The 5,573-nt window shown below is 62.5% G+C and carries 8 protein-coding genes; 3 read left to right on the forward strand and 5 right to left on the reverse strand.

Annotated elements, in window-relative coordinates; translation table 11 throughout:
* Positions 1 to 211: 211 nt before the first annotated feature.
* On the reverse strand, positions 212 to 397 hold the full coding sequence (locus tag EOA86_RS19685; RefSeq protein ID WP_128343176.1) for a hypothetical protein: 186 nt from the start codon (positions 395 to 397) through the stop codon (positions 212 to 214).
* Positions 398 to 679: 282 nt separating this feature from the next.
* Here EOA86_RS19685 and EOA86_RS19690 point away from each other — a divergent pair, with 282 nt between their 5' ends.
* From EOA86_RS19690 to EOA86_RS19700, 3 genes are all read left to right on the forward strand, one after another.
* Complete coding sequence (locus tag EOA86_RS19690; protein WP_029348050.1) at positions 680 to 1,039, forward strand: septal ring lytic transglycosylase RlpA family protein; 360 nt, start codon at positions 680 to 682, stop codon at positions 1,037 to 1,039.
* A 231-nt stretch (positions 1,040 to 1,270) separates the two neighbouring features.
* The gene (locus EOA86_RS19695) at positions 1,271 to 2,548 is read left to right on the forward strand and encodes a polyhydroxyalkanoate depolymerase (protein WP_128343178.1); all 1,278 of its coding nucleotides are present in this window, start codon (positions 1,271 to 1,273) and stop codon (positions 2,546 to 2,548) included.
* Between the two features lie 171 nt (positions 2,549 to 2,719).
* Entirely contained in the window at positions 2,720 to 3,334 is a 615-nt protein-coding gene (locus tag EOA86_RS19700) for a transglutaminase-like cysteine peptidase (RefSeq protein WP_128343179.1), read from the forward strand.
* Positions 3,335 to 3,341: 7 nt separating this feature from the next.
* On the opposite strand, the gene EOA86_RS19705 is transcribed toward EOA86_RS19700, so the two are convergent.
* The 4 genes from EOA86_RS19705 to EOA86_RS19720 form a co-directional block, all read right to left on the reverse strand.
* Positions 3,342 to 3,710 (reverse strand): helix-turn-helix transcriptional regulator, encoded by a 369-nt coding sequence (locus EOA86_RS19705; protein ID WP_095520159.1) that lies wholly within the window; start codon positions 3,708 to 3,710, stop codon positions 3,342 to 3,344.
* Positions 3,711 to 3,738: 28 nt separating this feature from the next.
* Entirely contained in the window at positions 3,739 to 4,269 is a 531-nt protein-coding gene (locus EOA86_RS19710; protein ID WP_029348044.1) for a Smr/MutS family protein, read from the reverse strand.
* Entirely contained in the window at positions 4,266 to 5,387 is a 1,122-nt protein-coding gene (locus tag EOA86_RS19715) for a murein transglycosylase A (RefSeq protein ID WP_128343181.1), read from the reverse strand. Before EOA86_RS19715 ends, EOA86_RS19710 begins: the two co-directional genes overlap by 4 nt.
* A gap of 23 nt (positions 5,388 to 5,410) precedes the next feature.
* A partial coding sequence (locus EOA86_RS19720; RefSeq protein ID WP_164891837.1) for a TIM44-like domain-containing protein occupies positions 5,411 to 5,573 on the reverse strand: 163 nt, incomplete at its 5' end.

Below are 5,573 nucleotides of genomic sequence, written 5' to 3' on the forward strand. Positions count from 1 at the left end.
CGATATGGACATCGCTAATCGTTCTCTCAATTCCTGCAATGTCGATAACACTACTATACTAACCCCGAATACAGGGACCGGTTTTCAAATCCTCGGCTATTTGCAGCATCGATTTGCCTAAGGTGGGCGCAAAACAGGAAATGCTTGTTTGTGGCGGGCGCACATTCGCCGGTCGACCGAAACGCCGCCAAACCCTGAGGTGGTTCGAGTGTCAGGGGCGCGAACGGTTCGCCCACACCAGGCCGCCCAGGCCGACCAGCGCAGTGATGATACCGGTATAGAGCCATTGCGATTGGCCGGTCATGAAGCTGCCGCCGACGAGGCCGCTGCCCTGCAGCGACCACAGCGCGCCGAGGGCGAGCACGACCAACGCCAGCAGATTCTTGATCAATCTCATCGCCGGAATTTCCTTTCCAAGTCGATCATCAATTCAGCCATGACCGCGATGGCAAAGCGAAAGGAGGCGACCCGATCGTATTCGCTTCTGCTTGTATATCGACGTCGGATATCGAGACGAAGACCATCGGGGATCGCGGCGACGCCGAATAACGTCTGACAAAGTGTTTCCCACCGTCTCCAAACGTGTACTGTAGTCATGGAACCGCCAGATGACTGCCGCATTTCGTGCCACATTCGATCCTTAACGGCCGGGTCTGTCAAACGGAGCCACTTGCCACAGATGACGAAACCAAACCGGACCGCGCTTGTCGCGGCGACGATCGCGGCTGGCCTGATGGTCGGCGCATCCACCTCCCCTGCCGCCGCGCAATGCGGCCGCGCCTCCTGGTACGCGCTGTACTCGAAGACCGCTTCCGGCGAGCGGATGAACCCGTCGGCGCTGACCGCCGCGCACCGTACCTTGCCTTTTGGCACAAAGCTGAAGGTGACCAACCGCAAGAACGGCCGCAGCGTCGTCGTGCGCATTAACGACCGCGGCCCGTTCATCAAGGGGCGCGTGATCGATCTGTCGAAGGGCGCCGCCAGGCGGCTCGGCTTCATAAGTTCGGGCCATACTTCCGTGTGCACCGACCGCGTGTAATGCTTGTAGTGTCCGGCCTGAGCCGGACACGCCTTGCCTCGTTACTCCTTCGCAACCGCACAATAAGCCGGCTGCCGCCGTTCAAGCCGCTTTTCAACACCTTAGACGAAAGTATCAGCATAAATCACGGCACTTGACGTATTGCATCGCAGCAGTTTGTTGTTAACCTCCCCGCGAGATTCAAGGCTCGGCACTGCTGTCGTCCCTTCGGTCGCAGCAGCGGGGTTCTCGATGTTCTACCAGTTCTACGAATTGAACCACGCCGCCGTGCAACCGGCCCGCTTCTATGCCGATGCGGTGCGTATGTTCTACACCAATCCGCTCAATCCATTCACGCACACGTCCTGGGGCCGCTCGATCGCGGCAACGGCCGAATTGTTCGAGCGCACGACGCGCCGCTACAGCAAGCCGCAATTCGGCCTGACCAAGACGGTGGTCGACTGGAAAAGCGTCGATGTCACCGAAAAGACGGTGTGGTCGCGGCCGTTCTGCAATCTCCTCCGTTTCGAGCGGGCGGTTCCCGCCGGCCGCCGGCCCGATCCGAAGCTGCTGATCGTGGCGCCGATGTCGGGCCACTATGCGACGCTGCTGCGCGGCACGGTCGAGGCGATGCTGCCCCATACCGACGTGCACATCACCGACTGGGTCGACGCCCGCATGGTGCCGCTGGCGGATGGCAGTTTCGACCTCGACGACTACATCGACTACATCGTCGACATGCTGCATGCGCTGGGACCCGATACCCATGTCATGGCTGTATGCCAGCCTTCGGTGCCGGTGCTCGCGGCGGTGGCGCTGATGGAAACGCGCGGCGACCCGTTCGTTCCCTCGACAATGACGCTGATGGGCGGGCCGATCGATACCCGCCGCAATCCGACCGCGGTCAACCTTCTGGCCGAGGAAAAGGGCATCGACTGGTTCCGCGACAACGTCATCATGCAGGCGCCGTGGCCGGTGCCCGGCTTCGGCCGTGAGGTCTATCCCGGCTTCCTGCAGCTTTCGGGATTCATGAGCATGAATCTCGACCGCCATATCATCGCCCACAAGGACTTCTTCATGCATCTGGTGAAGCATGATGGCGACAATGCTGAAAAGCACCGCGACTTCTATGACGAATATATGGCGGTAATGGATCTGACGGCGGAGTTCTACCTGCAGACGGTCGACACGGTGTTTGTCCGCCATGCCTTGCCCAAGGGCGAAATGATGCATCGCGGCGTCGCCATCGACCCCTCCGATATCCGCAATGTCGCCCTGTTCACGGTCGAGGGCGAGAACGACGACATTTCCGGTCTCGGCCAGACCCAGGCCGCGCACGACCTCTGCATCAACATCCCCGCGGACAGGCACGCTCACTACATGCAGCCGGCGGTCGGCCATTACGGCGTCTTCAACGGCTCGCGCTTCCGCTCCGAAATCGTGCCGCGCATCGTCGACTTCATCACCAGCTATGGCCGCCAGACCCGCGTCGCGGTGAGGCCGAAGCTGGTTCGCACCGCCAAAAAGTAAAGATATAGCGTTGTGAGTCCCGGATGGCAGCCCAGTTCAAGTCGACCTGTTGCACAATAGCCGCTGTTCGGCCGCGCGGGTAACCATGTCGCAAATCTGGCCGTTGGTATAATTGACAGGGACTGTAGATCGCCCTTAACCTTTCATTAACAACAAGGGACGAGGGGGACAATGATTTCCTCACCAATGGCGAGAAGGCTGCGCGCGTGCGCCCTGTTAGGGCTGGCATTTGCGGCAGGCTGGTCTACGGCGGCTTCGGCGGGACCAATGGCAACCGGCGGGCCGACATCGCAGCCGATCGGCCATTACGATTTCTGCAAGACCAGTCCGGCCGAATGCTCGATCCATCCGGGCAATCTCGCCCCGGCCACCATGAGCGGTGCGCTCTGGCGCAAGATGCTCAGCGTCAACGCCAGGGTCAACGCCGCCGTCAAGCCGATAAGCGACATCGACATTTATGGCAAGGACGAGGTCTGGGCCTATCCCGCCAAGGGCGTTGGCGACTGTGAGGACTATGTCCTGGAAAAGCGCCGCGAATTGAACCGCTTGGGCGTTTCCTACGCCAATCTTCTGATGACCGTCGTGCGCAAGCCGGACGGTGAGGGCCACGCCGTGCTGACCGTGCGCACAAGCAAGGGCGACTACGTCCTCGACAATCTGGACGGAAAGGTCCGCTCGTGGGACCGGACCGGCTATCGCTTCCTCAAGCGGCAGGCGATCGACAATACCGGCCGCTGGGTCTCGATCCGTGATGGCCAGCCGGTTCTGGTTGGCTCGGTTCAGTAGCAGGCCGTCATTTTGGCTGCTTCAGCGCGGCGCGGATCGATGCGGTGATGCGGCGAAGCTCCGCTTCGTCGAGTTTTTCGATGTTTTCGGCCAGAACATTGGCAAGCTCGGTGGCGGCGGGGCTGAGGCCCGACGTGTCGAGCTTCACCCGTGGGTGCGAGGTGTCCGCCAGCCGCTCGAGTTCTTCGGCATCGTCCCATATGACATTGAAATAGCCGATGATCTTCTGGATCAGCGTCCAGGTCGGCGCGCCACGGCGGCCATGCTCCAGCGCCGACAAATAGGCTGCGCTGACGCCGATCGCCTCGGCCATGGCCTTCTGACTGACACCGCGTTGGCTTCGCAGGGCGCGAAGCTTTTCGCCGAACGGGGTCACAAGTGCATCCTCATGGGCTGCATCCTCATTAGCGCCCACGCCGCAGGCGGACATAGAGCGCGCCCGAGCCGCCATGGTTGCGGGCAGCATGGTCGTGACTGGAGACAAGCGGCCTGAAAGCGGGTGTCGACAGCCAGGCGGGCACGGCGCGCCGCAAGATGCCGTCGCCGCCCGACGACGAACCCTTGCCGGTGATGACCAGCACATAACGGATGCCCCCGGCATGCGCCCGGTGCAGGAAGGAAAACAGCAGCGAATAGGCTTCGTCCTGGCTCAGGCCATGGAGGTCGACGCGGCCTTCGATCGGCAATCGGCCCTTCGACAGTTTTTCCAGCGTCGGTTCGTCGATCACATGCGAGACATGCTGCGCCTTTGCTTTCGTGGCCGCAGCAGGAGCCATCGCCTGGACACGCGGCGGTGGCTTCGTGTCATCACCGACGTCCGGGCCGATAGCCGGGATGTCGCTGGCGGACTTGCCCTTCAGCGGCTTGGCCGTGCGCGCCACCAGGTTCCACAGGACCCGATCGTCCTCGCTCAGCCTGTCAATGCGCCGGGTCATCGCCCCGCTCCCGGTACAAGCTGGCGCGGTATCAGCGCGTAGAAATCGGCAGGGTTGCGGACAACGCCGGCGATCTCGCCGGCCGCATGTCCCGTTCCGGCGAACAGGTCGCCGCGGGCCGGCCCGGTAATGGCCGAGCCGGTATCCTGCGCGATCATCAGTCGCCGGAACGGCTTGTCGTCGAAAGCGGTCAGCGACGGCCCATCGATGTAGAACGGCGTGCCGAATGTATGCAGCAGACGGTCGACAGCGACGGAGCGGCCCGGCGTCAGCGGCACTTTTGCGCCAGCGATCGGCCCGAGTTCCGGGTCGTCGACAGCCGCCTCGCGGAAGAAAATATAGGAGCGGTTGCGCCACAGGATCTCGTCGATGCGATCCGGATGCGCCTTGAACCAGGCGCGGACCGACTGCATGGTCACCGCTTCGAGCGGGATTTCGCCTAATTCACTCAGGATCTTGCCGGGTCCGGTAAAGCGCTGGCCGGATTTGGCGGCATAGGTGACGCGGCAAAACCGGCCGTCGGTCATGGTGAGCCTGGCTGCACCTTGCACGTGAATGAAGAAGGCGTCGATCTTGTCGGCTAGCCAGGCGATTTCCAGACCCTTGCCAGCCAAACCCTTGCCGACGAGCGCGCCGCGCTCGATCTCGCCGCGGTCGAAATACTCGACCGGCCCGTTCGGCGTGGCGCGGCCGAAGGCGAAATAGGGATCCATGCCGGGCGGCCGGTTGACGTCGTCGATGTCGACGAGATCGGCCGGGCGCGACAGCAGCGGCACCGCAAATCGTTCGGTTCGCACCGATGAAGCGTCGACCACCGGTTCATAGAAGCCGGTGACGAGGCCGGTGCCGCCGCTTTCGCCCCCTATGTGCGCCGGAATGAAATGATGCTCGAAGAAGGCGCGGGCTTGCGCCCGGTCGGTTGGCGAAACGGTGCGGGCTGCAGCGTAGGCCTCGGTGAAGGCATTGAAATCGACGCCGAGCCCGCCGGAGCGATAGGGTTTTGTCAGGACATGAAAAGCCGAGCGCCGGAAAGCCGCGAACGCGGCCAGATGGTCGTCCTCGTCCCAACCGGGCAGATCGTCAAAGGATTTTTCGCGGAACGCCTGAGATAGCGACACCGGAGCCTCGCCGTGGTCCGGGCTCAGTCTTCTTCTTCGGTGGCGACGAGCTTCCAGTTCGGGTCGCGCGAGCGCGTATCGCGGGCGAAGGTCCAGACATCCTTGACCTCGGCGACGGTTTCGGGATCGCCGTCGATGACGGCGCCAGCCTTGTCGCGCGTCGCCGAAATTAGCTCGCTGACGATG

The organism is Mesorhizobium sp. M5C.F.Ca.IN.020.32.2.1, from assembly GCF_004023105.1.
In the GTDB taxonomy this organism is placed as follows: domain Bacteria; phylum Pseudomonadota; class Alphaproteobacteria; order Rhizobiales; family Rhizobiaceae; genus Mesorhizobium; species Mesorhizobium wenxiniae.

Bases quoted from the DNA above. Each gene is read 5' to 3' on its own strand.
- EOA86_RS19685 (WP_128343176.1), bottom strand. From the start codon at position 397: ATGAGATTGATCAAGAATCTGCTGGCGTTGGTCGTGCTCGCCCTCGGC.
- EOA86_RS19690 (WP_029348050.1), top strand. From the start codon at position 680: ATGACGAAACCAAACCGGACCGCGCTTGTCGCGGCGACGATCGCGGCT.
- EOA86_RS19710 (WP_029348044.1), bottom strand. From the start codon at position 4,269: ATGACCCGGCGCATTGACAGGCTGAGCGAGGACGATCGGGTCCTGTGG.
- EOA86_RS19695 (WP_128343178.1), top strand. From the start codon at position 1,271: ATGTTCTACCAGTTCTACGAATTGAACCACGCCGCCGTGCAACCGGCC.
- EOA86_RS19700 (WP_128343179.1), top strand. From the start codon at position 2,720: ATGATTTCCTCACCAATGGCGAGAAGGCTGCGCGCGTGCGCCCTGTTA.